The 25,535-nt window shown below is 51.8% G+C and carries 27 protein-coding genes; 16 read left to right on the top strand and 11 right to left on the bottom strand.

Features of this window, described 5'->3' with window-relative positions:
- The first annotated feature begins 12 nt into the window (after positions 1 to 12).
- The 5 genes from E4L36_RS08025 to dnaB all read left to right on the top strand — a co-directional run bounded on the left by E4L36_RS08025 (position 13) and on the right by dnaB (position 4,191).
- Positions 13 to 1,299, top strand: a complete 1,287-nt coding sequence (locus E4L36_RS08025; protein WP_136680186.1) for a uracil-xanthine permease family protein — start codon at positions 13 to 15, stop codon at positions 1,297 to 1,299.
- A gap of 167 nt (positions 1,300 to 1,466) precedes the next feature.
- Positions 1,467 to 1,883 (top strand): 30S ribosomal protein S6, encoded by a 417-nt coding sequence (rpsF, locus tag E4L36_RS08020; RefSeq protein WP_136680185.1) that lies wholly within the window; start codon positions 1,467 to 1,469, stop codon positions 1,881 to 1,883.
- 22 nt (positions 1,884 to 1,905) lie between these two features.
- Positions 1,906 to 2,133, top strand: a complete 228-nt coding sequence (gene rpsR / locus E4L36_RS08015) for a 30S ribosomal protein S18 (RefSeq protein WP_127694556.1) — start codon at positions 1,906 to 1,908, stop codon at positions 2,131 to 2,133.
- 117 nt (positions 2,134 to 2,250) lie between these two features.
- Positions 2,251 to 2,700: a 50S ribosomal protein L9 gene (gene rplI, locus E4L36_RS08010; protein ID WP_127694557.1), complete on the top strand. Its 450-nt coding sequence runs from the start codon at positions 2,251 to 2,253 to the stop codon at positions 2,698 to 2,700.
- 108 nt (positions 2,701 to 2,808) lie between these two features.
- A complete protein-coding gene (gene dnaB / locus E4L36_RS08005; protein ID WP_127694697.1) occupies positions 2,809 to 4,191 on the top strand; it encodes a replicative DNA helicase in 1,383 nt (460 codons plus the stop codon).
- Between the two features lie 43 nt (positions 4,192 to 4,234).
- On the opposite strand, the gene E4L36_RS08000 is transcribed toward dnaB, so the two are convergent.
- On the bottom strand, positions 4,235 to 4,666 hold the full coding sequence (locus tag E4L36_RS08000) for a thioesterase family protein (RefSeq protein WP_136680184.1): 432 nt from the start codon (positions 4,664 to 4,666) through the stop codon (positions 4,235 to 4,237).
- Positions 4,667 to 4,717: 51 nt separating this feature from the next.
- On the opposite strand from E4L36_RS08000, the gene E4L36_RS07995 reads away from it, so the two are divergent.
- On the top strand, positions 4,718 to 5,350 hold the full coding sequence (locus E4L36_RS07995) for a class I SAM-dependent methyltransferase (RefSeq protein ID WP_136680183.1): 633 nt from the start codon (positions 4,718 to 4,720) through the stop codon (positions 5,348 to 5,350).
- Here the strand turns inward: E4L36_RS07995 and bioA are convergent.
- The 6 genes from bioA to E4L36_RS07965 form a co-directional block, all read right to left on the bottom strand.
- On the bottom strand, positions 5,347 to 6,648 hold the full coding sequence (gene bioA / locus E4L36_RS07990) for an adenosylmethionine--8-amino-7-oxononanoate transaminase (RefSeq protein WP_136680182.1): 1,302 nt from the start codon (positions 6,646 to 6,648) through the stop codon (positions 5,347 to 5,349). The two genes, E4L36_RS07995 and bioA, sit on opposite strands and share 4 nt — an antisense overlap.
- 64 nt (positions 6,649 to 6,712) lie before the next feature.
- Entirely contained in the window at positions 6,713 to 7,696 is a 984-nt protein-coding gene (locus E4L36_RS07985) for an SLAC1 anion channel family protein (protein ID WP_127694561.1), read from the bottom strand.
- A 69-nt stretch (positions 7,697 to 7,765) separates the two neighbouring features.
- The gene (tsaA, locus tag E4L36_RS07980) at positions 7,766 to 8,449 is read right to left on the bottom strand and encodes a tRNA (N6-threonylcarbamoyladenosine(37)-N6)-methyltransferase TrmO (protein ID WP_136680181.1); all 684 of its coding nucleotides are present in this window, start codon (positions 8,447 to 8,449) and stop codon (positions 7,766 to 7,768) included.
- A gap of 12 nt (positions 8,450 to 8,461) precedes the next feature.
- Complete coding sequence (locus E4L36_RS07975) at positions 8,462 to 9,205, bottom strand: sulfite exporter TauE/SafE family protein (protein ID WP_136680180.1); 744 nt, start codon at positions 9,203 to 9,205, stop codon at positions 8,462 to 8,464.
- Between the two features lie 14 nt (positions 9,206 to 9,219).
- Positions 9,220 to 10,839, bottom strand: a complete 1,620-nt coding sequence (locus tag E4L36_RS07970; protein WP_136680179.1) for a Na/Pi cotransporter family protein — start codon at positions 10,837 to 10,839, stop codon at positions 9,220 to 9,222.
- Between the two features lie 53 nt (positions 10,840 to 10,892).
- Positions 10,893 to 11,597, bottom strand: a complete 705-nt coding sequence (locus tag E4L36_RS07965; RefSeq protein ID WP_136680178.1) for a ComF family protein — start codon at positions 11,595 to 11,597, stop codon at positions 10,893 to 10,895.
- 90 nt (positions 11,598 to 11,687) lie between these two features.
- Between E4L36_RS07965 and bioB the strand changes: the two genes are divergently transcribed.
- The 7 genes from bioB (at position 11,688) to E4L36_RS07930 (ending at position 17,379) form a co-directional block, all read left to right on the top strand.
- Positions 11,688 to 12,731 (top strand): biotin synthase BioB, encoded by a 1,044-nt coding sequence (bioB, locus tag E4L36_RS07960; protein WP_127694566.1) that lies wholly within the window; start codon positions 11,688 to 11,690, stop codon positions 12,729 to 12,731.
- Between the two features lie 25 nt (positions 12,732 to 12,756).
- Positions 12,757 to 13,911 (top strand): 8-amino-7-oxononanoate synthase, encoded by a 1,155-nt coding sequence (bioF, locus tag E4L36_RS07955; protein WP_136680177.1) that lies wholly within the window; start codon positions 12,757 to 12,759, stop codon positions 13,909 to 13,911.
- Positions 13,908 to 14,690 carry a pimeloyl-ACP methyl ester esterase BioH gene (gene bioH / locus E4L36_RS07950; protein WP_136680176.1) on the top strand — a complete coding sequence of 261 codons (783 nt, stop codon included), beginning with the start codon at positions 13,908 to 13,910 and terminating at the stop codon, positions 14,688 to 14,690. The genes bioF and bioH overlap by 4 nt, the downstream gene beginning before the upstream one ends.
- Positions 14,681 to 15,481, top strand: a complete 801-nt coding sequence (gene bioC / locus E4L36_RS07945; RefSeq protein ID WP_136680175.1) for a malonyl-ACP O-methyltransferase BioC — start codon at positions 14,681 to 14,683, stop codon at positions 15,479 to 15,481. The genes bioH and bioC overlap by 10 nt, the downstream gene beginning before the upstream one ends.
- Entirely contained in the window at positions 15,474 to 16,166 is a 693-nt protein-coding gene (gene bioD / locus E4L36_RS07940; RefSeq protein WP_127694570.1) for a dethiobiotin synthase, read from the top strand. The genes bioC and bioD overlap by 8 nt, the downstream gene beginning before the upstream one ends.
- Before the next feature lie 92 nt (positions 16,167 to 16,258).
- Complete coding sequence (locus E4L36_RS07935) at positions 16,259 to 16,504, top strand: hypothetical protein (protein WP_136680174.1); 246 nt, start codon at positions 16,259 to 16,261, stop codon at positions 16,502 to 16,504.
- Between the two features lie 35 nt (positions 16,505 to 16,539).
- On the top strand, positions 16,540 to 17,379 hold the full coding sequence (locus E4L36_RS07930) for a putative metalloprotease CJM1_0395 family protein (RefSeq protein ID WP_127694572.1): 840 nt from the start codon (positions 16,540 to 16,542) through the stop codon (positions 17,377 to 17,379).
- Here the strand turns inward: E4L36_RS07930 and E4L36_RS07925 are convergent.
- The gene (locus tag E4L36_RS07925) at positions 17,360 to 18,256 is read right to left on the bottom strand and encodes an AraC family transcriptional regulator (protein WP_169051503.1); all 897 of its coding nucleotides are present in this window, start codon (positions 18,254 to 18,256) and stop codon (positions 17,360 to 17,362) included. The genes E4L36_RS07930 and E4L36_RS07925 overlap by 20 nt on opposite strands.
- 164 nt (positions 18,257 to 18,420) lie before the next feature.
- Here E4L36_RS07925 and E4L36_RS07920 point away from each other — a divergent pair, with 164 nt between their 5' ends.
- Positions 18,421 to 19,326 carry an EamA family transporter gene (locus E4L36_RS07920; protein ID WP_136680172.1) on the top strand — a complete coding sequence of 302 codons (906 nt, stop codon included), beginning with the start codon at positions 18,421 to 18,423 and terminating at the stop codon, positions 19,324 to 19,326.
- Here the strand turns inward: E4L36_RS07920 and E4L36_RS07915 are convergent.
- From E4L36_RS07915 to xseA, 3 genes are all read right to left on the bottom strand, one after another.
- Positions 19,323 to 20,084: an alpha/beta fold hydrolase gene (locus E4L36_RS07915; RefSeq protein WP_136680171.1), complete on the bottom strand. Its 762-nt coding sequence runs from the start codon at positions 20,082 to 20,084 to the stop codon at positions 19,323 to 19,325. The two genes, E4L36_RS07920 and E4L36_RS07915, sit on opposite strands and share 4 nt — an antisense overlap.
- A gap of 67 nt (positions 20,085 to 20,151) precedes the next feature.
- Entirely contained in the window at positions 20,152 to 20,778 is a 627-nt protein-coding gene (locus E4L36_RS07910) for an FKBP-type peptidyl-prolyl cis-trans isomerase (protein ID WP_127694576.1), read from the bottom strand.
- Positions 20,779 to 20,842: 64 nt separating this feature from the next.
- Positions 20,843 to 22,180 carry an exodeoxyribonuclease VII large subunit gene (gene xseA, locus E4L36_RS07905; RefSeq protein WP_206064530.1) on the bottom strand — a complete coding sequence of 446 codons (1,338 nt, stop codon included), beginning with the start codon at positions 22,178 to 22,180 and terminating at the stop codon, positions 20,843 to 20,845.
- A gap of 144 nt (positions 22,181 to 22,324) precedes the next feature.
- Here xseA and guaB point away from each other — a divergent pair, with 144 nt between their 5' ends.
- Positions 22,325 to 23,794: an IMP dehydrogenase gene (gene guaB / locus E4L36_RS07900; RefSeq protein WP_127694578.1), complete on the top strand. Its 1,470-nt coding sequence runs from the start codon at positions 22,325 to 22,327 to the stop codon at positions 23,792 to 23,794.
- Between the two features lie 95 nt (positions 23,795 to 23,889).
- The gene (guaA, locus tag E4L36_RS07895) at positions 23,890 to 25,470 is read left to right on the top strand and encodes a glutamine-hydrolyzing GMP synthase (RefSeq protein WP_136680169.1); all 1,581 of its coding nucleotides are present in this window, start codon (positions 23,890 to 23,892) and stop codon (positions 25,468 to 25,470) included.
- Positions 25,471 to 25,535: the final 65 nt, after the last annotated feature.

Here is a 25,535-nt window from a genome sequence, read left to right as displayed (position 1 = left end):
GAGCCCTTCATTATGAATACGGAAGACTCAACATTAAAAACGGCATTAGCCGGTGCCCAAATGCTCTTTGTAGCATTCGGAGCGCTCGTGCTAATGCCTTTATTGACTGGCCTTGATCCAAGCGTTGCGCTCTTTACCGCAGGTATTGGTACGCTGCTGTTTCAATTTATCACGAAACGTATGGTGCCAATTTTTCTGGCATCCTCGTTCGCATTTATCGCGCCCATCCTTTATAGCGTACAGACATGGGGTGTATCCGATACGTTAGGTGGTTTGCTAGCCGCTGGTATCGTTTACATGGTGCTGGGTACGTTGGTGAAGCTTAAAGGTGTAGGGTTTCTGCACCGCTTAATGCCTCCCGTGGTGACCGGCCCGGTTATTATGGTGATCGGCCTTGGTCTTGCACCTGTTGCCGTTAACATGGCGATGGGTAAAACAGGAGATGGCGCTGCTGAGCTGTTTCCATACCAAGATGCGATGATCGTTTCGATGGTATCGCTGGTGACCACGTTGTTAGTGGCGTCCTATGCCAAAGGTATGTTCCGTCTAGTACCTATTCTGTTCGGTGTGGCTGCTGGCTACATCGTCGCACTGAGCATGGGAATGGTGAGCTTTGATAAAGTTGCAGCTGCGCCGTTGTTTGCTGTGCCTAACTTCACCTTCCCAACGCTAAATTGGCAGGCAATACTCTTCATGATACCTGTTGCGATTGCCCCAGCTATCGAGCATGTCGGCGATATCTTGGCGATCAGCAATGTGACCGGTAAAGACTATGTGAAAAAACCGGGGCTGCATCGCACGATCTTCGGTGATGGTGTCGCGACATCTGCAGCGGCTTTGCTAGGTGGTCCGCCAAATACAACTTACTCCGAAGTCACCGGTGCGGTGATGCTGACCAAAGCGTTTAATCCAAAGGTGATGATCTGGGCAGCTGTGTTTGCAGTGATCATGGCTTTGGTTGCGAAGTTTGGTATCTTCCTGCAAACGATTCCAACGCCTGTCATGGGTGGCATCCTCATTTTGCTATTCGGATCAATTGCTGCAGTGGGTTTGAACACGTTAATTAAAGCGCGTGTTGATCTTGGCGAGCAGCGTAACCTAGTGATCGTTGCGACCGTATTGGTATTCGGTATCGGTGGCATGGTTGTGGGTGGCAATGATTTCAGCCTGCAAGGTATCAGCCTGTGTGGTTTGGTAGCGATTGTATTGAATCTGATCCTACCGGTATCTGCACCGGAAGCTGATGATCTGCATGAAGAGCAAGATTTAGTAGACGATATTTTGAAGCACAGTAAGTAAGCAAATAGCAGGGACGATGATAAGTGGTCCCTAATGTGTGACTTAACTTGTTTTAGAGGCCGGGGTTTGTGTATAATCCCGGCCTCTTTTTTGAGAAATACTATCAACCTCCTTGCTTTTGGTACTCTTTTTTAAGGTCCAAAGGCTACAAACCGTAAGGAGCTACAATGCGTCATTACGAAATCGTATTCATGGTTCACCCGAACCAGAGCGAACAAGTACCAGCAATGGTTGAGCGTTACACTAACGCTATCGAAAGCGCTGAAGGTACAGTTCACCGTCTAGAAGACTGGGGCCGTCGTCAACTGGCTTACCCAATCAACAACGCTCACAAAGCACACTACATTCTGATGAACATCGAATGTGGCCAAGAGACGTTGGATGAGCTGGAAAACATGTTCCGCTACAACGATGCAGTTCTGCGTAACCTGACTATCCGTCGTAAAGAAGCTATCACTGAAGTTTCTCCAATCAAAGCGGCTGAAGCACGCGAAGAGCGTAAGCCTCGTCGTCACGAAGAAGCAGCTAAACCAGCACCTGCAGCTGAAACTGCAGAAAAAGCTTCTGAAGAAGCTGCTGAATAATAGAATTTGAGGAGATATTAAGATGGCTCGTTTTTTCCGTCGTCGTAAGTTCTGCCGTTTCACGGCTGAAGGTGTTCAAGAGATCGATTACAAAGATCTGGACACGTTGAAAGGTTACATCACTGAAACTGGTAAAATCGTACCAAGCCGTATCACAGGTACTAAAGCTCGTTACCAGCGTCAGCTGGCAACTGCTATCAAGCGCGCTCGTTTCATCGCGCTACTACCTTACACTGACAACCATCAGTGATTAGAAGGCTGGCGTACGAAATAGACGCCAGCTGTGATTACGGTACTGATGGCACTAACATCAGTGGAAATTAAGTACTGGGGCCTTTGAGCCGCAGAACATAACGAGGTTTACGAGATGGAAGTTATCCTACTCGAGAAAATTGGTAAGCTAGGTGCACTGGGCGATAAAGTTTCAGTTAAAGCTGGCTTCGGTCGTAACTACCTGATCCCTCAGGGCAAAGCTGTACCAGCGACAGAAGCAAATGTTGCTAAGTTCGAAGAGCGTCGTGCTGAACTTGAAAAAGCAGCAGCAGATAAGCTGACAGCTGCTCAAGCACGTGGTGAAGCACTGGAAGGCCAAGCAGTAACTATCGCGTCTAAAGCAGGCGACGAAGGTAAGCTGTTCGGTTCTATCGGTACACGTGACATCGCTGAAGCATTCACTGCAGCGGGTCAAGAAGTATGCAAGAGCGAAGTTCGCTTGCCAGAAGGCGCACTGCGTCACACTGGTGAGTTCGAAGTAGCACTGCAATTGCACCCAGAAGTAACAGTTAACGTTACACTGAACGTTGTTGGCGAAGCTTAATAGCCGATTCAACAACTAAAAAAGCACTGCACGGAGCGATCTGTGCGGTGCTTTTTTGTTTTTATAGGTTATGATTTTCCTGCCTGAAAGATGATACGAGAGGATGTGATGGAGTTAGCTGAGTTACATGATCAGGAAGTTGCTGATGTCAAAACCGTACCTCACTCCATTGAGGCGGAGCAGTCGGTCCTGGGGGGGCTGATGCTTGATAACAACGCCTGGGATACTGCCGCTGAAATTCTGATTGAAGATCACTTTTATCGTCACGATCACCGCCTTATCTACCGTGTTATGCAGAAGCTGGTTAATAACCAGAGCCCACTGGATGTGGTGACACTGTCGGAGGAGCTGGATCGCACCGGTGATTTGGACCGGGCTGGCGGCCTTGATTATCTTGTTGAACTCGCTAAAAACACACCGAGTGCTGCCAATATTCGTGCCTATGCCGAGATTGTTCGTGACCGCGCGTTGCTGCGCCAGATGATCTCTGTGGCACATGAGATCTCAGAAAACGCCTTTTATCCAGAAGGGCGTGCATCGGATGAGATTCTCAACGATGCCGAACAGCGTATCTTCCAAATTGCTGAAAACCGTCCTAACCAAGGTGGTCCCGAGTCTGTCAATCCACTGCTGAAGAAAGCGGTCGAGCGCATCGACTTTCTGTTTAACAACAGCAGTGAATTGACCGGTGTGACGACGGGGTTTGATGATCTTGATGACCGCACCGCCGGAATGCAGCCATCTGATCTCATCATCGTGGCGGCGCGTCCCTCGATGGGTAAAACCACCTTTGCGATGAACTTGGTGGAAAATGCACTCATGGCGGATGAAAAACCCGTGTTGGTGTTTAGCCTTGAGATGCCTGCCGATCAGCTAGTTTCGCGGATGCTCTCCTCCCTTGGCCGAATCGATCAAACGAAAGTACGTACCGGTCAGCTCGAAGAGGAGGATTGGCCAAAGCTAACCACTGCGGTGAACATGTTGCGTGATAAGCCGCTCTTTATCGATGATACCTCGGGTATCAGTCCGAATGAGATGCGCACACGTGCCCGCCGGATTGTGCGAGAGCATGGTGAGATCGGGATGATTATGGTCGACTATCTGCAATTGATGCAGATAAAAACGGGTAAGGCGAGTAGCCGTGCCGAGGAAATTTCCGAAATTTCGCGCTCCCTTAAAGCGTTAGCCAAGGAGATGAACTGCCCCGTGGTTGCTCTATCACAGCTTAACCGGAGCTTGGAGAACCGTCCCAATAAGCGCCCGGTAAACTCTGATTTGCGTGAATCAGGTGCGATTGAGCAGGATGCCGACGTTATCATGTTTATTTATCGTGACGAGGTTTATAACGAAGACTCGAGCGATAAAGGCATTGCAGAGATCATTATTGGTAAGCAGCGTAACGGCCCAATCGGTTCGATCAAGCTGGCATTTCTTGGCAAGTACACGCGTTTCGAGGGACTCGCACGTGGCAGCTACGAGTTTGACGAATAATAGCAAGAGAGAGTTAAGGGCTGCCTAGGTGCAGCCCTTTTGTTTAGGCCTCTTTTTGAATCACAGCCTTGAACTTTTCGGGTACTGGAATGACCTTACGCTCGTCATAGTTGAAGAAGACGATCCCTGTTTTCGCGTGCGCGATCTCTTTTCCCGTCTTTTTGTTGGATAGCAGATAGTAGATATCGCAGCCATACTTGTTGAAGTCGCCCAGTGCGATGTCGATCTGCACAATATCACCATGGAAGCCTTCAGCGAGATAAACGATTGCTGAGTCAGTCATAATGATGCCTGCGCCTTCGACATCCAGCTCGGTATAATGGTAGTAGTTTAGATATCGAATGCGCGCCTCATGTACCATTGAAAGGACGGCATCGTTACCAAGGTGCCCACCGTAGTTAACATCACTAATACGGACGGGAATCTCGGTACTAAATGCGTAATGGTCGGGCATATCGATCTTAATGCGTGCCATAGTAATTCCTTCTTTTTACAGCTGTTTCAGCCATAGTAGCAAACCCCTATTATGATAATGAACCTTTACCAGCGACATATTTTTCCTCGGCTACTGGCCGATGTCTCTAAGCGCTTTACTGAAGATAGACAGCGCTTGGCTGCGCTATTGCAAGGTGATGTGTTGGAGCTGGGGTCGGGTACCGGCGAGAGTTTTCCTTTCTATCCCGCAGCGGTGAAGCGTGTGGTTTCGCTGGAGTATGATGATCAGTTGTTGAGTTATCAGCAGCCACAGCGGCTGCCGGCTCATTTGACGAATGAGTTTCTGCTTTTGCAAGGTGATGGTCACCAACTACCCTTTCAAGATGCGCAGTTTGATCAGGTGTTTTGCTGCTTAGTACTGTGCTCTGTTGCTGATCCGGCTCAGGTCTTAGCTGAAGCGTATCGGGTCTTAAAGCCTGGCGGTGCGCTGGTGGTGTTTGAGCATGTTGCCGCTGCACATCAATTGACCCACCGAGCACAGCGTTGGCTGAATCCGCTTTGGCGTCCACTTGCGTGTGGTTGCCAGCTAGAACGTCAAACCGGACAGCGTATTCGTGAGGCGGGATTTTGTACCGATAAGCTGAAGCGTTATCGGCACTCAAGCTATCCCGCTTTAGTGGGCACCTTTTTAGAGGGACTGGCTATCAAGCCTGAGAAGTCCTAGTCAGCCAATGACAAATAGCGCTCCACCACATTAACCATGCTGTGCGTCAAGGTGGCAAGGTCCTCAGAGGAGATGACATAAGGCGGCATAATGTATACCAGCTTGCCAAACGGCCGCACCCAAATACCTTCGTCCACAAAGAGGCTCTGGATTGCTGCACTCTGCACGGAACTTTCCAGTTCAATCACACCGATGGCACCCAGCACCCGCACATTTGCTACCCCTGCGAGCGCGCGAGCTGGCGCTAGGCCGCTCTCTAATTGTGCCTCGATACGTTGAATATTACTGCGCCAATCACTGTTGATTAACAGCTCAAGGGAGCGGTTAGCGACAGCGCAAGCCAGCGGGTTACCCATGAACGTTGGTCCATGCATAAAGCAGCCAGCACCGCCTGCTGAGATTGTTTCTGCGATCTGCGTGGTAGTGAGTGTGGCAGCCAGGGTCATATACCCCCCAGTTAATGCTTTGCCGACACACAGGATATCGGGTGTCACCCCGGCGTGATTACACGCGAAAAGCTCGCCGGTGCGACCAAAGCCTGTCGCAATCTCGTCTGCGATTAGCAGAATATCATGCTGCTCACAGAGCGCCTTAGCAGCGCGTAGGTATTCTGGAGAATAGAAATACATCCCCCCAGCGCCTTGCACAACGGGCTCTAAGATCAGAGCCGCGATGTTGGCATGCTGTTGCTCAATAATGGCTTGCAGTGGAGCGATATCATTGGTTTGCCATGCGTCACCAAAGCGGGTGTTGGGGCGCTCAGCAAACAGGTGTTGCGGAAGTACATGGCTGAATATTTCGTGCATACCGGTAACCGGATCACAGACAGCCATCGCACCAAAGGTATCGCCATGATAACCGTTGCGGATGGTGACCATCTTATGTTTCTCGGGCTTACCCGCTGCGTGCCAGTACTGAATGGCCATCTTTAGTGCCACTTCAACAGCAACGGAGCCTGAGTCGGCGATAAATACTTTGCCGAGCGAGCCGGGCGTCATCTCAACCAGCTTGCGGCTGAGCTCAATAGCAGGCTCATGGGTTAGGCCGCCAAACATCACGTGGGACATTTGGTCAATTTGGTCATGTGCTGCAGCATTGAGTTCAGGGTGGTTGTAGCCGTGGATAACAGACCACCAAGATGCCATACCGTCGATCAGCTCTCGGCCATCAGCGAGGGTTAGCCGCACGCCCGCTGCCGAGGTGACCGGGTAGACCGGTGGTGGGCTGATCATCGAAGAGTAGGGGTGCCAGATATGTTCGCGATCAAAGCGCAGTTGGTCATCGGTTAGTGCGGTCATGCTTTTGCCCAGAAACAGAAAAGGGCCCCCATTAGAGCCCTTTCTTTAGTATCGCGCAAGCGCGCTAATCGGGTTGAAAAACGTTACCACTAAGTACCGCGCGTGCTGTTTTAACAAGCAGCAGAATCACAACAGCGCTCACAACCGCGAGCATGATGTAGCTAAGCGCTGAGAACACTGGCGCACCGGTGCGTACATACATGATCTGAGTAGCGATAGTGAAAGCCGCCAGCGGGAACGAGTAGGCCCACCACGACATAAAGAAGCCAATACGGGAGAAGCGCGCAAACTGGGTGATAAGCAGCAGCACCACGAAGGCAGCCGCATAGAAGAGGATGCGTGCGAAGCTGTCGAGTACCTCGTTGTTCAACTTCATATAGGAGATAAATCCAACCGCAGGTGGCGCGATTAAGATAAATAGCGTGGGTAGTAGCTTCTCTGGTAGTGGGTCATGGAAAATCACGCGATTAAAGATCAGTGTTTTCAGCACTAGCCAGTAGATTAATCCGATACTGAAGAAGAACCAAGATACCTCGTAAAAACCGTGCTCGACACCTGCGATAGGTACCAGAATGTTACCCACAACCGGGATGAACCAAGCGGGTGTGCTGTGTGCAATCTTAAAGTGCGGGTGGTGTATCCAACGGGTTAATACGTTGAGCGTAAAGATCAGTTGGAGGGAGCTTCCCAAGATCCACAAAAAGCGGGATAGCTCTTGAGAGACCTCTAACGTTGCCACGCTCATTAAGATAATGCCGATGGAAAACGCAGGGAAGAAGCTCATTTTGATAGGGTGATTGAACTCGGCGATCACGGCCTGTGGGTACTTGAATATTTTAAACAGGTAGCTGATGACAATCGTCACAAACACACAAGCAGAGATGATCAGTAGGCCTTGTGCAATTTCGATGGGCAAGCCAAGAACATGAGCTGACTTTTGCCAAGCAAGCGTGAGCCCCAGTGTGCCCATAACCATCGCAAAGAAAGCGGCAGGAAAGTGCTGTAAACGTGCAGTTTGAGTTGACCCAGTGTCAGTCGAGGTGGTCATACTAGCCTCATGATAATGCATTAATTAGATATATCTAATATTATATTTTTTCCGTCGGCGCGCCAAGCGCTACAGTGAGTCTATCGCGAGAACCTCAATGCAATTCTCACGAATCGACCATCGGATATTGTGGTGATCATAGCGTAGTCCATATTCTCGTTTTGGGTCGCGCTGATACGCAGGGCGTGGATCGCACCGCAGTACCTCGCACAGCGCGCGCTGCAGCGTTGCATCGTGCTTATCGAGCACGGCCTGCGCTTGTGCCGAGAACACTACGGGCAGTTCCAGCAACTGAACGGGTGTGGCGACGGTTGTATTGGCTCCGGTTATAGCATCGGAATATGGCACATAGGGTTTGATATCGACGATAGGGGTACCATCAAGGAGATCAGCGCCACTCACAGTGAGTGATACTGTGCCAGCTTTCGTGTTGATCTGGTCGAGCCGTACCACAGACATCCCGATGTTATTCGGCCGAAAAGGCGATCGGGTCGCGAATACGCCCATCTTCTCGTTTCCGCCCAACCGTGGCGGCCTAACCGATGCCTTCCAGCCTTTATCGACACATTCGCTAAATATAAACAGCAGCCAAATATGGCTGTAGTTCTCTAAGCCCTTAACCGCTTCTTGCGTATTAAATGGAGGCATAAGCTCCACTGTTGCTGTGACTGAAGTAGCAATCCCCGGCTGGCGTGGGATACCAAACTTCTCTTTAAAGGGGGATTGGATGGTTGCAATCGGTGATATCTGCATGGGCTACCTCGGTTAGAAAAACGCATCGTAAAGGAGCTTGAGCCCCATCATGAAAAGCATGGCGTAGCTCACCCGATAAAACCACATATCGTTAATGCGGTGGTGCAGAGCGGTGCCGATTAGCACACCGATCGGCGCCAGAATAGCGAGCGCTGCTGATGTGGATAAGTTATCCCATGTAAACTGGCCGATTAGCGCGTAAGGGAGCACTTTTATCGCGTTGATGGCAGCGAAAAAGATGATGCTGGTGGCAGCGAAGTCCCAACGTGGCAGCTTTAATGGCAGTAAATAGGCGCTTAGCGGTGGGCCGCCAGCATGCACGCTAAAGCTGGTGAATCCAGCCAGCGCTCCCCAAAAGCTGCCGCGCACTCTACTGCGAGGCTTCGGTGCTGTGTCGGCGGGTTTGAACCAGTAGTTGACTGAAAATACGATCGCGATCGTGCCAACCAGTATCCGAATATGGTCGGCCGAAAAATACTGGAACGTTAGAGCACCGAGTGCGATACCCACCGCAGCAGCGGGTAACAGGGTTGTTAGGCTGTGTAAGTCACCACGGGCGCGAAACTTCCATAGTCCGACGGCATCCATCAAACACAAAATGGGCAGTAAGATGGCAGCCGCCTGTTGCGGTGCGATGACCAAGGCCATCATCGGTACACCTAACATGCCAAGTCCGCCGCCAAACCCACCTTTCGAGATGGCGGTGATCAGCACGGCGGGCACGGCGGCAACGTAGAAAAGAGGATCAGTAATCATGAATGCGTCGAATATTAGGCGCTCGCTGCAACGGCATCGCGGTGTTCAATAGGCGATAGAGTGCTCCAGCTTGACGCAGCTTTTTCCGCTTGCTCAGCCATGCGTCGCAGTTGGCTGAGTACATCCAACAAGGCGGAGCTATCGTGAGCCGAAATCTGGCCGCTTGTTGTTGCGGCAAGGATATCAGCTTTCAGGCCGTGGTATGTATGTTGAATACGTTTCATCTCTTCGCGCGCCGGTTGGCTGCTCTGCTCACTCATCTCATCGACACGGCTTTGTATAAGCAGTAGCGCTGCTGACGATTTCAATTCATCTACTTGGTGTTGCAGCTTCGGTGGGAGCCCTGTTAACAGCTGCTGTTGCTGTGCGAGGCGCTCGGCAAGCTTTGCTACCTCACTTAGGTAGCGCCCGATCCGCAATGAACTGGGTAAGAGCAGGGCGATCTCGGGGTCGAGGTTACGCTGTGCGACTTTTTGGTTGAACTGTACGATGGCATCGACCAGCTCATTTACGCAGGCTAAGTCGGCAGCGATCGTAGGATGTGAGCTGCTATTGAGTGCGTCGTGTCCCATTATGGTACTCAGGCGGCTGACGCGCGCTAGTTCGTGGCGCATTGCTTCGATGGCAAGCAGCGGTGTTTCTAGAACGGTATCATCCAGGTAGCGTGGTCGTGCGGCATCACTCGATTGTTTACGAAACATGCGTCCAAGCACCCTCACAAGACGGTCGGTGAGTGGCCAGATCAGCACAACGCCAAGCAGATTGAACACGGTGTGGAACAGCGCCAGTAGCGTGACTTTATCAAGTACAGAGTTGAGCTGGTTGATTTGCTGCGCAAAGATCGATAACAGCACAAGCCCCACAGCTCCGGTAATCAGATTAAACGCAACGTGGGCGGCTGCAATACGTTTCGCGTTGGCGGTTGCGCCAATAACGGCCAGTAATGCAGTCGACGTTGTGCCAAGGTTAGCACCAATGACCAGTGCAGCGGCAGAGGTGAGATCGATCGCACCGCTAGCAGAAAGCGATAATGTAATCGCAATGGCCGCGGACGACGATTGCATCAAAAAAGTCAGCACAAACCCCGCTAGCACAAAGATAAGATAGCTTAATGGCAGCGCGCTGAAACTGGCCAAATCCAAGCTATCCTCAAGGCCTGTGAAGCTGTCTTTGAGAAAGTCTAAACCGACAAAGAAGACACCAAACCCTGCCAGTGCTAAGCCGAGGTGCTTGAGCTTGTCTCGTTGGGCGGCGGTGTATAAACCCATCCCTAATGCGACGAGTGGCAATGCAAATGCGGATATTTTAATTTTGAAGCCGATCAAGGCCACGAGCCAGCCTGTCATGGTGGTGCCGATGTTACAGCCGTAGATCACCGCAACAGATTGACCAAGGCTTAAAAGACCAGCATTAACAAAACCGATGGTAGCCACGGTGACAGCACTTGAGGATTGCACGAGTGCGGTGATCAAGCTGCCCGATAGCAAGCCTTTCCAACGGCTTTGCGTTGCATAGTTCAATGCAGATTTTAATGAACGCCCGGCGGCTTGCTGTAAACCCTGCGTCATCAGGTGCATTCCCAGCAAAAACAATCCGATACCGCCAGCTACATTGCCGATCGTTGCTATATCCATATCGTCCCCTGTTCATTCTTTCTAAGAGTAGGAGGCGGGATGTGGCTTGTCTACTACATCTGGCGTGGCGTTGGTGTGCGCGCAATGACCCACACATCGACCCGCTCGACACCGGTTGATTTCAAATACTCACTGATGGTGTTTGCGGTGGAGCCGGTTGTCATCACATCATCAATAAGTGCGACATGGCGTGGCAGGGCATGCTGCAATGAAAAGCTACTGTGTAAGTTAGCGCGACGGGCGCGTGCACTTAGCTTCGCTTGCGAAAAGGTGGGTGTTTGGCGTACCAAACGATCCGCTAAGAGTGGAATGCCAAGTTGAGTCGACAACTGTTTGGCAATCAATTCCGCTTGATTGAAACCGCGTTTCAGCTGCCTTGCCTGATGCAATGGTACAGGCACCAGCGCGTCCGGCCAGTTTTGTGGCTGCTCTAACAAGCTGCTCGCTAAACAGCGGGCTAACGTGCGCAGCACATTGGCGCCCGCAAGATGTTTGGCACGCTTTAATAGCTGGTTCACTGGGAAGCGGTACTCAAATGCGGCGTGGCAGTGATCAAAGTGCGGTGGCAGAGCACGGCAATCTTGGCACAGGCTCCGTGGTACGGTGATATCGAGCCCAATCGCACAGCGGTAACAGCTAGATCCACTCCAAGGTAACTCTTGTTGGCAGTGACTGCACACACTATCTGGGCTGTGGCGCTGGCAAATCATGCATGATTGGTTGAAAATAAACCAGCTGTTTTTCTTTTTGCTTTCCATTGGTTGACAGTCCTATCCTTGGTCATATCATATCCTGATTAGAACAATGACCCTTTTTGACAGAGCTGTAGCTGAACACCGGAGAGCACCATGCACGAGAACGCGAACATTCGCCACGATTGGACAGTAAAAGAGGTACAAGCGCTTTTTGATCTGCCTTTTAACGACTTACTGTTTAAAGCGCACACCGTGCACCGTCAGAACTTCGACCCCAACGAGGTGCAGGTCAGCACGTTGTTGTCTATCAAAACTGGTGCGTGCCCAGAAGACTGCAAATACTGCCCACAAAGTGCGCACTACAGCACAGGTCTTGAGAAAGAGCGCCTCATGGAAGTGGAACGCGTGGTTGAGAAAGCCAAGCAAGCCAAAGCGACTGGCTCGACTCGTTTCTGTATGGGTGCGGCTTGGAAACACCCGCATGAGCGCGATATGCCGTATGTCGTTGATATGGTTCGCCAAGTGAAAGAGCTGGGCCTTGAAACCTGTATGACGCTTGGCATGTTAGATCAAGATAAAGCAGACCGCCTTGCGGATGCTGGCCTCGATTACTACAACCATAACCTCGATACCTCTCCTGAGTATTACGACAAAATTATCACCACGCGTAGTTTCCAAGATCGCTTGGATACCCTTCAGCATGTGCGTAACTCCGGCATGAAAATCTGCAGCGGCGGCATCCTTGGGATGGGCGAAACGGCGAATGACCGAATCGGCCTATTGCGCCAGTTAGCCAACATGCCAGTTCAGCCTGAAAGTGTGCCAATTAATATGCTGGTAAAGGTTAAAGGGACTCCTTTGGAGAACGCCGAAGATCTAGACCACCTGGATTTTATCCGCACTATCGCAGTAGCGCGTATTATGATGCCAGCATCACATGTGCGTTTATCCGCTGGCCGTGAAAGCATGAGCGATGAGATGCAGGCGATGACCTTCTTTGCTGGAGCCAACTCGATCTTTTATGGTGAGTGCTTACTGACAACACCAAACCCAGAAACTCACCGTGACCTGCTGCTGTTTAAGCGCTTGGGTATCAATATGGAGCAGCGCATCGAAGAGAATGATGCGACCCAAGAAGCGGTGATTCGCGGCCAGATTCAGAAGCAGCAAGACGACGCGCACTTCTACGAAGCTTAACTCGCGCTCGCGTGCAGGTGAACTGATGTCTTTTTCTGATCTAGCCCAAGAGTTGACGCTGCGTAAGCAGCAGTCACTGTATCGTCAGCGCAGCGTACTGGCATCGCCGCAGCAGCCAGAAGTGGTACTGGACGGTAAGCCCTTTTTAGCGTTTTGCTCCAACGACTATCTAGGGCTTGCCAACCACCCTGATGTGGTCGATGCGCTGCAACGAGCGGCCAACGAATTCGGTGTTGGCGGTGGTGCATCTCACCTTGTGAATGGCCATAGCCACCATCACCATGCGCTTGAAGAGGCGCTAGCTGAATTTACCGGTAGGCCCCGAGTATTGCTGTTTTCAACCGGATATATGGCAAATTTGGGTGTGGTGAATGCGCTGTTGGATAAGCGCGATGCCGTATTTCAAGATCGTCTAAATCACGCTTCGCTGCTCGACGCGGGGCTACTCAGTGGCGCACGTTTTCAACGCTATCAACACAACGATGTTGCCCAGCTGGCCGCGCGTTTAGCGCGTAGTGACGCACGCCGCAAGCTGGTGGTGACCGATGGTGTTTTCAGCATGGATGGTGACGTAGCACCCTTGCCTGCGTTATGCCGTGCAGCTCAAGAGGCGCAAGCATGGGTGATGGTAGATGATGCCCATGGCTTTGGTTGTTTGGGACAAAGCGGCGGTGGTGTCGCGGAGCACTTTCAACTCACCGAAGAGCAGGTTCCGGTACTCGTGGGAACGCTAGGCAAAGGTTTTGGCACGGCAGGTGCGTTTGTCGCTGGCAGTGAAGTACTGATCGAGACGCTCATCCAGTTTGCACGTACCTATATCTACACCACCAGTATGCCGCCTGCGGTTGCTGCGGCTACCTGTAAAAGTTTGGAGCTGCTGCAAAAAGAGACCTGGCGTCGGGAGCATTTGAATGCGCTGATTGAGCGCTTTCGCGTTGGTGCGCAGCAGCTAGGCTTTACCTTGATGGACTCACAAACGCCGATTCAGCCCATTCTCGTGGGAGATGCTGATAAGGCCTTGAAGATGAGCGAACAACTGAAAGCGCAAGGTATCTATATCAGTGCAATCCGGCCACCCACGGTGCCAGTTGGGAGCGCGCGATTGCGAGTCACCCTGAGTGCCGCGCACACCGAGGCGCAGATTGACCGTTTACTAGCGGCGTTGGAGGCGGTTCGATGAGTGAGTTGTATCAAGAGTTTCACGTCGGTCAGGGCACGCAGCATATAGTGCTGCTGCATGGCTGGGGTATGAACGCCAGTGTTTGGCATCCTGTCGTTGATGCGCTGCTGCCGCTCGGTAGCGTCACACTGGTTGACCTTCCGGGGCTTGGACGGTCTGCGGATCTGGCTGTGCCAGAGTCGATTGCCGCCATGGCTAACAGGGTTGAGCCTTTGGTACCCAAAGGTGCCTTAATCGTTGGCTGGTCACTGGGTGGTCTTGTCGCTACTGAGCTAGCGCGCCGCGCTACTGTGCAGGCTCAAGCGCTGATGCTGGTCGCGTCGAACCCCTGTTTTGTTGAACGTGCCGATTGGCCGGGTATGCGTGCGGTGATCTATCAGCAGTTCAAAACAGCGATCAGCTCTTATCCCGATAAAACGCTGAAACGCTTCTGCTTATTACAGCTGCAAGGTGAGGCCCAAAGTAAATCACTGCTGCGCACATTGCAGCAGGTGATCGAACAAAATACTGCGCCGCAACTGGCTGCTACGTTGCAGTTGCTCGAGGAAGATGGTCGCCAGACGCTCGATGATGTTCAAGTGCCAGTGTTGCACCTCTTAGGTGGTGAAGACCAACTGGTGCCTGCCGTGCTGGCAGAGCATTATGCCGAGCGCTGGCCAGAGCACAAAGCACAGTGTGTAGAGGGTGCTGGCCATGTCCCGTTTTTATCTCAACCTGAGGCGTTTTATAACGCCGTACGCGCTCTAATGAGCCCGCAAGGGGACACATCATGCAGCTAGCTATCGATAAAAAGCGTATTGCAGACTCTTTCAGTCGCGCAGCAGCCACCTATGACAGCGTTGCAGGGCTGCAGCGTGATGTGGCGCTGGCGTTGCTCGATAGTGTCCAGCCCTACCAGATTGCTGAGCCGCGCTGTGTGATAGACCTTGGCTGTGGTACCGGTTTTGTGTCAGGGCAGTTGCATCAGCACATTGATGCTCAGCAACATATAGCGATCGACCTCGCTCACGGGATGTTGCAACAGGCTAGAACACAGCTCCCGAGCGATATTCAGCTCTGTGGAGGTGATGCAGAAGCGCTGCCGTTGTGCAGCGGTGCCGTTGATCAACTCTATACCAGCTTGGCGATTCAGTGGTGTGAGTCACCGCAACGGGTGTTTGCTGAAATTAGCCGCGTGCTTGCGCCAGGCGGTATTGCAGCCGTTGCAACGCTGGGGCCCGACACTCTGCACGAACTCAAACAAGCTTGGGCTCAGGTGGATAACTATCAACATGTGAATCACTTTGTTGATTTGGATACACTGACAGCGCAGCTTCCCAGCGGTTTAACGCCGTTACTGGTCAAGCAAGAGAATCGCACGCTACGTTATGCTCAGCTACGGGAGTTAACAACCGAGCTAAAACAGTTGGGTGCGCACAATATGAACGCGGGTGAGGCGAAGGGCTTAACCGGTCCTCAGCGTGTAAAGCAGTTTCGAGCGGCGTATGAGGCGCTGCGGGCTGATGATGGCAAGCTGCCAGCCACCTACCAAGTTTACTATCTAATTCTGAGAAAAGAGCATCATGGCTAAACAGCGTTTCTTTGTAGCAGGTACCGATACTGATGTGGGTAAAACGCGCGTCTCCGCAGCGCTGCTTGCACTAGCCAAGCAGCAAGGCCTGCGCTCGCTCGGCCTTAAACCGGTTGCAGCAGGTTGCCACATCGAAGAGGGAGAGCTGCGCAATGAAGACGCCCTGACCTTGATGGAGCATTCCAGTGTTTCGATCAGCTATGCCGAGGTAAACCCGATCGCGTTTGAGCCTCCGATTGCCCCCCATATTGCCGCAGCACAACAAGAGCGCCAGCTCAGTGCCGATCGCATTGTGGCCTTCAGCCGCGGTGCGATGATGAACCCTGCTGACTTTGTTATTGTTGAAGGCGCTGGCGGGTGGCGTGTGCCGCTTAACCATCGAGAAACCTTAGCGGAGGTTCCCAAGCAGCTCTCGTTGCCGGTTATTTTGGTGGTAGGCATGAAGCTTGGTTGCTTGAGTCATGCGTTACTGACAGTGGAGGCGATCCAGCGTGATGGCTTGGCGCTTGCCGGTTGGGTGGCTAACTCGATTGATCCCGATATGAGCTGCCCGGATGAGAACTTAGCTACGCTACAGCGCATGATCCCAGCGCCTTGTTTGGGGGTGGTGCCGTGGCTTGAAGCGCTTACCATCGAACAGGTTGCTGAGCACCTATCGTTAGCTCCGTTGATCAACGATCACTGAAGAAATTTTAGTGGCTAAAAATTGAACAGTAATCTTTCTCTGGTCTATACTTGGAGTACGGAAATCTATCAACTAAGGCTCTAGGTGAAACCATGAATATTACAGGTGCGTTGTACTCAGGTGCTTACAGCACCAACCGTGTCGCAGATAACACACCCAAAGTGGCGGGCGACAATAACGGTACAGGTAAACCGGAAGTAGCAGAGATCGCTTCTGGTCGGCCTGTCGATAATGCGGTCCAACAAACAACAGTGGACCCAAATGCGCAAGCGCCAACAACGAAGGTTGTCTCGGATGCTAGCGAAGTACTTGGCACTAATATCGACGTGCGGGCGTAAGCGCGTAACCTTCCCCACCGTTTAGTGGCCGAGCTATGATCAATCAGCTCTCATCACAGCTTCCCCGCTCTGCAGGGCAAGAGTTAGGACTGACTAGCTCGGGGAGCGCTCGTCCTGACAGCGAGCGTGCGACAACTGCAACCACCTCGGTAGCGTCTACGAACGCACCAGTTGGGCAAGAGCGTAGCGGTGATGTCACGACTGCTGATCAGCGAGTAGCGGGCAGCGAAGCCACCACGAATCTAGCTTCCGAGCGTGCTCAAGAGCAGGCTGAGCTTGTCCAAGTACGAGAGCTCGCCCAGCGCGACCGTGAGGTAAAAGCCCACGAAAGAGCGCACGCTGCGATTGGTGGCGAACATACCTCTGCGCCCAGTTACACCTATCAAAAAGGCCCCGATGGGCGTTTATATGCGGTCGATGGTGAGGTCCGAATTGATACATCGCCGGTCGCAAATGACCCCCAAGCCACGTTGGAAAAAGCAGAAACGATCATGCGAGCGGCGCTATCAGTGTCGGAACCATCTGATGCTGACCGGCGGGTAGCTGCTGAAGCTAGATCTATGGCTGCCGAGGCGCGAGCCGAGATCGCTAAAGCGAATCAAGAGGCGGAGCTTGCGCGTGCAGAAGAGGCGACCCAAGCGCGTGAGGATGAGCAAAGCTCCACCGACCAAACGGAGCAAGCGAAAGAGAATACTCAGCAGTCAGATCAACTGCGTCAAGAGAATAAACGCCGTACTCAGGAGTCCCTTGAGGCGTTTAATGAGCGTTTAAATGCGATCAACGAGACGATGCGCCAAGTTAATCAGCGCCTTATCGATGCAGGCGTCGCCGAAAAGTTGTTCCCTGAAGGGTCGGTTATCGATAGGAATGTATAGCGCTTGAGCAAGCGCGCCGATATTGACTCGGTGTTTGCTTGAAACGCTTTTTAAACGCCTTACCAAAATGGCTTTGATCAGAGAAGCCAAACCCCGCTGCCAAATCACTCAATGACATATCTTCTTGGCGTATCGCTTGATATGCCGCCTGCAAACGCCGCTCGGTAATGTAGTGGTGGGGCGTCTGTGCAAAGCTCTGTTTGAACATTCGTGCGAAATGATAAGGGCTCAACTGCACTTGCGCCGCAAGCTGCTCGATGGTTAGCGCACTGCCCAAGTTCGCTTCGATATAATCGATTAAAAAACGCTGGGTTGCGGGAGCCAAACCACCCTTTACAGCGGGGAGCTTTTTAGCACCTCCATATTCACTGAGTAGGTGCAAAATGAGCATGTTCCCTGCTTGTGAGAGGGCTGTTTGTTGGCTCTGTTCGTGCCAAGGGATATTGAGAAGTATCTGCTGGCAAAAGGTCATGATCCAGCTGTTATCAACCCATGTCAGATCGGGTAAGCCGCCGCTAAAGCTGCTGTCGTGAACTTGCTCGGCTAGTTCGTCGATTTTGGCATCGTTGAAGTAAAGGTGGACAAAGCTCAGATGGCCCTCTATCTCCCAATCAGATTGATGATCGGCAGGCATCAGGCAGATCTTGCCGGGTGCTCCACCGGTTAAGCGCTGCCGCCCTGATCGGCGCACAGTATCGAAGCCTCCTTCGATATAGCAACTCAAGGTGTGGTGGCCGGGCGCCTGATAGCTGGTGTGGTCATGGTGGTTACTCCAGATCGCCAAGCCATAGTTGTCCTCCAGCTGCTGATGCTTGTGCAACTGGGCATTGGATTCCGCTAAGCGTTTGTAGACTAGGAGCTGATCGATACCGTTCATGATTATGTTCTGTATGTGACTCCATTTCATAATATGAAAGTTGTCGCTAAAAAACTCTATCAAGTGGCAAAAAAGCGCAAGTTTTTACCAAAGCCGCATCTTTTTGCCAGCTCTGTGTTATCCCCATTGGAATAATAGCCGCATTGGCAAAATGCGAGGTTGTTATGGTAAATGTGCTGTTGTATGTCGTTGTTGTATTGGTTTGGGGCTCTACGTGGCTAGCGATAAAGCTGCAAGTAGGGGATATGCCGGTGGAGTTATCGATACTTTATCGCTTCGTGCTGGCGGGCATGATTATGTTCGCGATGTTGCTCATCAGTCGCCGATTGCAGGCGCTGACGATGCGCCAACATGTACTTTGCTTTATGCAAGGAAGTTGTTTGTTCTGCTTCAACTTCTATGCGTTTTATACCGCAACCGGTTTTGTGACGAGCGGCTTGGTGTCGGTGATCTTCTCGTTGGCAACGGTCTTTAACGCATTTAATAGCTGGTTATGGTTTAAACAGCGGCCATCGGCGGTGGTCTTGCTCGGTGCTGTGATCGGTGCTTTAGGTGTGGCGCTGTTGTTTCTGCCCGAAATATCCGCAGGCGGCAGTATGATGTTGGTCGGTGTGGCGTGGTGTTTGCTGGGTGTCGCGTTTTTTTCTTGTGGCAATATGTTATCCAAGATGTTGCAAGCGCAACAGATACGCCCGGCTTCGTCTAATGCATGGGCGATGTTTTATGGTGTTTTATTGTTGCTGATGCTGGTTGAATTCAATGATGTCACCTATCAGTTGACCGATGACTGGATATATTGGGCTGCCTTACTATATCTGGCTGTTCCGGGAACCGTTATCGGATTTACCGTGTATTTAATGCTGGTGGGCCGCATAGGCTCTGAGAAAGCAGCCTATGCAACAGTGCTATTCCCTGTGGTGGCGCTGTCGCTTTCAACCTTTTATGAGGGATACCAGTGGTCACTTGAAGCGTTTGCCGGGTTGGGTTTGGTGCTGTTAGGTAATGTTGTGATCTTTACGCCGCCAGCGGTATGGCATTCACTTAGCCGCTGGCAGTTAAGGCGCGCCTAAGCGCTCAGGAATGTTTGCACTATCTTGCTGAAAAGTGCCGGCTTCTCGGCATGAGGCCAGTGGCCTGCGCCTTGGATCAGTTTATAGGTGGCCTGTGGAAATAGGCTCAGAATGGTGTCGCGGTGCTCTGGCAGCAAATAGTTGGAGTTAGCACCTTTGATAAAGAGCGTGGGTTGCTCAAAAGGGGTGCCTGTAGGCGCTTGGCTAATGTGCTGATATTGGTACTCGAGTGCATCAAGGTTCATGCGCCAAGCAAAGCGCTTTTCCGCATTGCGGTAGAGGTTCTTCAATAAAAATGCGCGCACACTAAGCTCAGGGACGTATGCCTGTAACTGCTGATCAGCACTACCGCGCGAGGTGAGCTGTTCGGTATCAACGGCGCGAAGCCCTTTGAAAACATCCACATGGTGATGCTCGTACTCAACGGGTGCAATATCCACAACGATTAAGCGTTTTACCCGCTCTGGGTAATTAAGTACCAATTGCATCGCCGCTTTACCGCCCATTGAATGGCCCATTAAATTGACCGTATCGAGCCCTAAGTGGTCGAGCAGTTCGATCACATCATCAGCCATCAAGGGGTAGGTCATCTCGCTATCGTGAGGACTACGACCATGATTACGCATATCAACCGCGATCACGGTGAATTGCTCAGCTAGCGTTTTGATTTGTGCGCCCCAGTTTTCGAGTGTACCGAAAAGCCCGTGCAGAATAACGAGCGGCTCACCTTGGCCTTGGATGGAGTAGTGCAGTTGCATAGTGTGGATCTGTTGACTCAAAAGAAAGAAACGGCCTGCCAGTTGAAACTCGGCAGGCCGCTGCGTTTTATACGATGTCGAGCAGCTCTACATCAAACACCAGTGTCGCATACGGAGGAATACCGCCTGGTGAACCTTGTGCGCCGTACGCCAGCTGGTACGGAATCGTTAGGCGCCATTTTGCACCTGGGTTCATCAGTTGCAGAGCTTCTGTCCAGCCTGCAATAACGCCACCGACTGGGAACTCAGCCGGTTCGCCGCGGTTGTAGGAGCTATCGAAGACATTGCCGTCTGTGAATGTGCCATGGTAGTGAACACGAACGGTTGAGTCAGCGCTTGGTTTTGCAGCACTGCTATCACCCGCTTCCACAACTTCGTACTGTAGCCCTGAATCCAGTACCACAACGCCATCTTTTTTCGCGTTTTCAGCAAGGTAAGCTTCACCCGCTGCTGCAGCTTCTTTTGCTGCGGCTTCGCGTGCTTCTTGGATGCGGCGGTTGATTTCGTTAAAAGCTGTTTGGATATCAGCTACTGGTACCGCTAACTCTTTGCCTTCGTAAGAGTCTTTTAGGCCCTGAGCAACAGCATCAAGGTCGATACCCTCAAAACCGTTTTGTGCCAATTGGTCGCCCATTTGACGGCCAATACCGTAACTTGCGTGCTGTTCTAGCGTTGTGTACTTCTGTTCAGACATGTCTTTCACCTTGTAAATTGAGCCGCAAGGCTAGCATATTTTCCCTATAGATGCGCGGTGCACGCTAGTTCCCGGCTGACTCGACACGGGCCGTTACAGTCCCTCGGTTTAGCGTTGCGCTGATCTGATCGCCGCTGTGCAATTGGGCTGCATCTGTGACCACTTCTCCTTGTGCGTTTTTGACAATAGCGTAGCCCCGTTCGAGTGTTGCGAGTGGGCTGATGCTGTTCAGGCGCGCGGCCAGATTGGCGAGCTGGTAGTGATGCTGCTCTTGTGTCGCATGCATGCCGCGCTGTAGCCGTTGATCCAATGCGGTGAGCTGGGCTTGGGCCATGGCTAGCCTATCATTGGGCGTGATTAAGCGCCCCCGTGTTATGTCTACACGGCTGCGCGCCGTGAGTAAACGGTGCTCCATGCTGCGTCTTAAGCGCGACTCTAAGCTGGTGAGATGTCGGCGCTGTTCTCGCAGGCGCTCGCCTGGATGGCGCAGCCGTCGTTTTAACTGCAAGATCCGCTCGCGCTGCTGCTGTACCTGCTGGCGCAGGAGGCGTTTCAATGCCATCTCATGGCGGTCAAGCTGCATGCGTAACGCGTCTTGGTCGGGGCTGATCAGCTCAGCTGCTGCTGAAGGTGTGGGTGCACGCACGTCTGCAACCCAGTCAGAGATGGAGAAGTCCACCTCGTGCCCAACAGCGCTAATGATTGGGAGTTGGCAGTTAAAAATATCGCGTGCCAGTGCTTCATCATTGAATGCCCATAGATCTTCCAGCGAGCCGCCGCCGCGCCCGATAACCAGCAAGTCTGCCACAGCGTGCTGCTGCGCTTGGCGCAATGCTCTGCGCAGTTGTGCCGGAGCATCTTCTCCTTGTACTGCAGCGGGGTAGATTGTGACAGGCAGTCCCGGATAACGGCGCTTTAGCACCGAGAGAATATCGTGAATGGCTGCGCCGCTGGGTGATGTAATGACACCAAGATGTGCAGGCAGAGTGGGTATAGCCTGTTTGTGATGCGCATCGAATAAGCCTTCCTGAGAAAGTTGCGTTTTTAATCGCTCGAAGGCTTGTTGCAGTTGGCCAACGCCATCTTTTTCGAGCATGCGTCCGATAAGCTGGAAGTCCCCGCGGCCCTCATAGAGGCTGACGTTGGCACTTAACACCACTTGGTCTCCCTCTTTGGGGGTGAAGCCGACCCGCTGATTGGCGTTGCGGAACATAGCGCAGCGCACTTGGGCTTTATGGTCTTTTAGCGTGAAGTACCAGTGGCCTGAGCTTGGTCGCGCGAAATTGGATATCTCGCCGCTAACACGAATTTCGATAAAGGATGCTTCGAGTAAATTTTTGACCTGACGGTTAAGTTCACTCACCGAGAGCGCATGGTGTTTGGAAACTGATAAATTTTGCATAGCCGCCATACTATCTAAACTCGATTCGGATGGGCAGTAGCTACAGAAAATAGGGGGCTTTGCGGCGTAAACGCATTGTTAGACTAAAGCGTCATCTGTATAATGAGGTGTTTAATTTTTCCACCAATCACGGGCTATTAAACAATGTTGCGAATCGCTGAAGAAGCATTGACTTTCGACGACGTGTTGCTGGTTCCAGGCTATTCAGAAGTGCTTCCAAAAGAGGTGTCTCTGCAGACCCGCCTGACGAAAGGCATCCAACTTAACATCCCTCTCGTGTCTGCCGCAATGGACACCGTTACCGAGTCGCGCCTTGCTATCGCGATGGCTCAGGAAGGTGGCATCGGTATCGTACACAAAAACCTGACGGTCGAAGAGCAAGCTGAAGAGGTTCGTAAAGTTAAAAAATACGAAGCTGGCGTTGTGAGCGACCCTATCACCTGTTCTTCAGATATGACGGTGGGTGAGCTTCGTGCAATGGCAGCACAGCTGGGCTTCTCTGGCTTCCCGGTTATCGATAACGGCGAGTTGGTCGGTATTGTCACTAGCCGTGATATGCGTTTTGAAAACTACCTAGATGCGTCTGTTGAATCGATCATGACGCCGAAAGAGCGCCTCGTTACGGTGGAAGAGGGCGTAGATAAAGACAAGGTACGTAATCTGCTACGCAAGCACCGCATTGAAAAGATCTTAGTGGTGGATGCTGACTTCAAATTGAAGGGCATGATGACCGTAAAAGATATGTACAAGGCGGAAGCATTCCCTAATGCGGCTAAAGACTCTCAAGGTCGCTTGATTGTTGGCGCGGCGGTAGGTACCGGCCCAGAAACACCAGAGCGCGTTAAAGCGCTGGTTGAAGCGGGTGTTGATGTCATTATCGTTGATACCGCTCACGGCCACTCTAAAGGTGTTATCGATCGCGTTGCATGGGTTAAGCAAAACTTCCCAGAGGTGCAGGTCATTGGCGGTAATATCGCAACAGCAGAAGCCGCTATCGCGCTGGCTGATGCAGGCGCTGATGGTGTTAAAGTAGGCATCGGCCCAGGTTCAATCTGCACAACGCGTATCGTTTCGGGTATCGGCGTACCGCAGATCTCGGCGGTGGCAAATGTCGCGGCTGCACTGAAAGACCGTGGTGTTCCTTTGATTGCTGATGGCGGTATCCGCTTCTCTGGCGATATTGCTAAAGCGATTGTCGCGGGCGCATCTGCCGTTATGGTGGGTTCAATGCTGGCAGGTACAGATGAAGCACCGGGTGAGGTTGAGCTGTTCCAAGGCCGAGCTTACAAGTCATACCGCGGTATGGGCTCGATTGGTGCAATGGCGCAAAGCTCTGGTTCATCAGATCGTTATTTCCAAGACGCAACAGCGGGTGCTGAGAAGCTCGTACCGGAAGGTATTGAAGGCCGTGTTGCATGTAAAGGCCCGATGGTTGGTGTTGTTCATCAGCTGATGGGTGGTGTACGTGCCTCTATGGGTTACACGGGCAGCGCAGATATTGAAACGATGCGCACTAAGCCTGAGTTTGTACGTATCACCAATGCCGGCATGAGTGAAAGCCATGTCCACGATGTGAGCATTACGAAAGAAGCGCCGAACTATCGTGTAGGCTAATTTGATTAACTCTGGAAAGAGGGGTGGATGTTGTTCCGCCCCCTTTTTTTTTTGCGGCGACACTAAGGTCGCAAGAGTAAAGAGACCAAAAGGTTATGACCAAAGATATCCACGCTCAACGAATCCTGATTCTCGACTTCGGTTCCCAGTACACGCAGCTGATTGCGCGCCGTGTTCGTGAAATCGGTGTTTACTGTGAAATCCATGCTTGGGATATGGAAGAAGCAGACATTCGTGAATTCAACCCTAAAGGAATCATCCTAGCTGGTGGTCCTGAGTCAGTTACTGAAGGTGACTCGCCACGTGCGCCAGAAGTCGTGTTTGATATGGGTGTGCCGGTTCTCGGCATTTGCTACGGCATGCAAACCATGGCTGCACAGATGGGTGGCAAGGTTGAAACATCCGAGAAGCGCGAATTTGGTTACGCCAAAGTACGTTTGGCAAGTAGCCCAAGCCGTTTGCTAGAAGGTATCGAAGATCACATCGCTAACAATGGCGCATTGTTACTTGATGTTTGGATGAGCCATGGCGATAAGGTCACTGAACTGCCTGAGGGCTTCAGTATCATCGCATCGACTGAGTCTGCACCTATCGCAGCCATGTGTAATCCAGAGAAACACTTCTACGGCATTCAGTTCCATGCGGAAGTGACCCACACCAAACAGGGTGGTCGAATCCTAGAGCGCTTTGTGTTGGAGATCTGTCAAACAGAAGCGTTATGGAACCCTGCGAACATCATTGCTGATCAGATCGAGAAAGTCCGCGCTCAGGTGGGTAACCAGAAAGTTCTGTTGGGTCTGTCTGGCGGTGTTGATTCATCTGTTGTGGCGGCCTTGCTGCATAAAGCGATTGGTGATCAGCTAACCTGTGTCTTTGTTGATAATGGCTTATTGCGTAAAAACGAAGGCGATCAGGTAATGGACATGTTCGCTAAGAACATGGGTGTGCGTGTGATCCGCGCGGATGCTGAAGATCTGTTCCTAGGCCGTCTGGCAGGTGAAAACGACCCTGAGGCCAAGCGTAAGATTATCGGTAACACATTCATCGAAGTATTCGATGATGAAGCTGCGAAGCTGAAAGATGTGCCGTTTTTGGCGCAGGGTACTATCTACCCTGATGTCATCGAGTCTGCGGCCGCTAAAACTGGCAAAGCGCACGTTATCAAGTCGCACCACAATGTGGGTGGCCTGCCAGAAGATATGAAGATGGATCTGGTGGAGCCGCTGCGCGAACTCTTCAAAGATGAAGTGCGTAAGATCGGCCTAGAGCTAGGCTTGCCGTACGATATGGTTTACCGCCACCCATTCCCAGGACCGGGCTTGGGCGTTCGTATTCTTGGCGAAGTGAAAAAAGAGTATGCGGATATTTTGCGTGAAGCGGATGCTATCTTCCTAGAAGAGCTACACAACGCAGACTGGTATCACAAAACTAGCCAATCTTTCGCTGTGTTCCTGCCGGTTAAATCGGTAGGTGTTGTAGGTGATGGCCGCCGTTACGAGTATGTTATCGCGCTGCGTGCAGTTGAGACTATCGACTTTATGACAGCTCGTTGGGCTCACTTGCCCTATGAGCTGCTGGAGACAGTATCTAGCCGTATCATCAATGAGATTCCGCATGTGTCACGTGTGACATACGATGTGAGCTCTAAGCCACCGGCAACGATTGAGTGGGAATAATCACCTCTTAATTCGTGAATAAAGTATCCAAGCCCGCTCCTGTAGCGGGCTTTTTTGTGTCCTGA

Source organism: Neptunomonas sp. XY-337, from assembly GCF_004959845.1.
Taxonomy (GTDB): domain Bacteria; phylum Pseudomonadota; class Gammaproteobacteria; order Pseudomonadales; family Balneatricaceae; genus Neptunomonas; species Neptunomonas marina.
This window is presented reverse-complemented; position numbering and strand designations above follow the sequence as displayed.

Excerpts from the sequence above, each read along its gene's own strand:
- E4L36_RS08025 (WP_136680186.1), top strand. The coding sequence starts at position 13 with ATGAATACGGAAGACTCAACATTAAAAACGGCATTAGCCGGTGCCCAA.
- rpsF (WP_136680185.1), top strand. The coding sequence starts at position 1,467 with ATGCGTCATTACGAAATCGTATTCATGGTTCACCCGAACCAGAGCGAA.
- rpsR (WP_127694556.1), top strand. The coding sequence starts at position 1,906 with ATGGCTCGTTTTTTCCGTCGTCGTAAGTTCTGCCGTTTCACGGCTGAA.
- rplI (WP_127694557.1), top strand. The coding sequence starts at position 2,251 with ATGGAAGTTATCCTACTCGAGAAAATTGGTAAGCTAGGTGCACTGGGC.
- dnaB (WP_127694697.1), top strand. The coding sequence starts at position 2,809 with ATGGAGTTAGCTGAGTTACATGATCAGGAAGTTGCTGATGTCAAAACC.
- E4L36_RS08000 (WP_136680184.1), bottom strand. The coding sequence starts at position 4,666 with ATGGCACGCATTAAGATCGATATGCCCGACCATTACGCATTTAGTACC.
- E4L36_RS07995 (WP_136680183.1), top strand. The coding sequence starts at position 4,718 with ATGATAATGAACCTTTACCAGCGACATATTTTTCCTCGGCTACTGGCC.
- bioA (WP_136680182.1), bottom strand. The coding sequence starts at position 6,648 with ATGACCGCACTAACCGATGACCAACTGCGCTTTGATCGCGAACATATC.
- E4L36_RS07985 (WP_127694561.1), bottom strand. The coding sequence starts at position 7,696 with ATGACCACCTCGACTGACACTGGGTCAACTCAAACTGCACGTTTACAG.
- tsaA (WP_136680181.1), bottom strand. The coding sequence starts at position 8,449 with ATGCAGATATCACCGATTGCAACCATCCAATCCCCCTTTAAAGAGAAG.
- E4L36_RS07975 (WP_136680180.1), bottom strand. The coding sequence starts at position 9,205 with ATGATTACTGATCCTCTTTTCTACGTTGCCGCCGTGCCCGCCGTGCTG.
- E4L36_RS07970 (WP_136680179.1), bottom strand. The coding sequence starts at position 10,839 with ATGGATATAGCAACGATCGGCAATGTAGCTGGCGGTATCGGATTGTTT.
- E4L36_RS07965 (WP_136680178.1), bottom strand. The coding sequence starts at position 11,597 with ATGGAAAGCAAAAAGAAAAACAGCTGGTTTATTTTCAACCAATCATGC.
- bioB (WP_127694566.1), top strand. The coding sequence starts at position 11,688 with ATGCACGAGAACGCGAACATTCGCCACGATTGGACAGTAAAAGAGGTA.
- bioF (WP_136680177.1), top strand. The coding sequence starts at position 12,757 with ATGTCTTTTTCTGATCTAGCCCAAGAGTTGACGCTGCGTAAGCAGCAG.
- bioH (WP_136680176.1), top strand. The coding sequence starts at position 13,908 with ATGAGTGAGTTGTATCAAGAGTTTCACGTCGGTCAGGGCACGCAGCAT.
- bioC (WP_136680175.1), top strand. The coding sequence starts at position 14,681 with ATGCAGCTAGCTATCGATAAAAAGCGTATTGCAGACTCTTTCAGTCGC.
- bioD (WP_127694570.1), top strand. The coding sequence starts at position 15,474 with ATGGCTAAACAGCGTTTCTTTGTAGCAGGTACCGATACTGATGTGGGT.
- E4L36_RS07935 (WP_136680174.1), top strand. The coding sequence starts at position 16,259 with ATGAATATTACAGGTGCGTTGTACTCAGGTGCTTACAGCACCAACCGT.
- E4L36_RS07930 (WP_127694572.1), top strand. The coding sequence starts at position 16,540 with ATGATCAATCAGCTCTCATCACAGCTTCCCCGCTCTGCAGGGCAAGAG.
- E4L36_RS07925 (WP_169051503.1), bottom strand. The coding sequence starts at position 18,256 with ATGAACGGTATCGATCAGCTCCTAGTCTACAAACGCTTAGCGGAATCC.
- E4L36_RS07920 (WP_136680172.1), top strand. The coding sequence starts at position 18,421 with ATGGTAAATGTGCTGTTGTATGTCGTTGTTGTATTGGTTTGGGGCTCT.
- E4L36_RS07915 (WP_136680171.1), bottom strand. The coding sequence starts at position 20,084 with ATGCAACTGCACTACTCCATCCAAGGCCAAGGTGAGCCGCTCGTTATT.
- E4L36_RS07910 (WP_127694576.1), bottom strand. The coding sequence starts at position 20,778 with ATGTCTGAACAGAAGTACACAACGCTAGAACAGCACGCAAGTTACGGT.
- xseA (WP_206064530.1), bottom strand. The coding sequence starts at position 22,180 with ATGCAAAATTTATCAGTTTCCAAACACCATGCGCTCTCGGTGAGTGAA.
- guaB (WP_127694578.1), top strand. The coding sequence starts at position 22,325 with ATGTTGCGAATCGCTGAAGAAGCATTGACTTTCGACGACGTGTTGCTG.
- guaA (WP_136680169.1), top strand. The coding sequence starts at position 23,890 with ATGACCAAAGATATCCACGCTCAACGAATCCTGATTCTCGACTTCGGT.